3 rRNA genes are annotated in these 808 nt (G+C 52.7%); all 3 read left to right on the top strand.

The window, feature by feature from the left end:
• Window positions 1–89: ribosomal RNA gene (locus ACE99V_RS20360) — 16S ribosomal RNA — on the top strand; the annotation flags it as partial.
• Between the two features lie 217 nt (window positions 90–306).
• Window positions 307–423, top strand: a 5S ribosomal RNA gene (gene rrf / locus ACE99V_RS20355).
• Window positions 424–645: 222 nt separating this feature from the next.
• Window positions 646–808 (top strand): 23S ribosomal RNA (locus tag ACE99V_RS20350); the annotation flags it as partial.

The following is an 808-nucleotide window of genomic DNA, read 5'->3' as shown; positions in this document are numbered from 1 at the left end:
GGGGCCAGCCGCCGAAGGTGGGGTAGATGATTGGGGTGAAGTCGTAACAAGGTATCCGTACCGGAAGGTGCGGATGGATCACCTCCTTTCTATGGAGATTTTGGCTGGTAAACGCACTCGCTGTTCAGTTTTGAAGGAGTATTTCCTTCAGATCCAATTGAAAATTGAGGACGAACAGGGCGGAGGAGTTCGAGGCGCGGCAGACGCGAGCACCGCAGCGTAGTTCCCTACGTGAGGAGCGGAGCGTCAACGCAACGAAGAAATCCGACAGCAATGTTTCCCGGAAATTTTCAATATCCTTATATGTCTGGTGATGATGGCGGAGGGGACACACCCGTTCCCATACCGAACACGGCCGTTAAGCCCTCCAGCGCCGATGGTACTTGTCCCGAAGGGGACCGGGAGAGTAGGACGTTGCCAGGCGGGTGTAAGTGTTATACCCAAATAGAGGGAAAACAGAAGCGAGCAGTTTGAGGCGCGGAAGTTGCGAGTACCGCAGCGTAGTCATCTACGTGAGGAACGGAGCAACGACGCAACGAAGAAATGCGAAGCTAATGTTTTGCCGATTGTTCCTTGAAAACTGGATAACGCAAGTAAAGCTAAGGATTATTACTGATGGAAGTACGTTAGTACTTTACCAAATGTGGTTAAGTTACTAAGGGCACACGGTGGATGCCTTGGCGCTAGGAGCCGAAGAAGGACGCAGCGAACTGCGATAAGCCTCGGGGAGCGGTAAGCACGCTTTGATCCGGGGATCTCCGAATGGGGCAACCCACCATCCGTAATGGGATGGTATCCGTCACTGAAT

The sequence above is a fragment of the Brevibacillus soli genome, from assembly GCF_044759095.2.
Classification (GTDB): domain Bacteria; phylum Bacillota; class Bacilli; order Brevibacillales; family Brevibacillaceae; genus JBIYSM02.
Note: the sequence above shows the minus strand (reverse complement) of the source record. Positions and strands in the feature narration are given on the sequence as shown.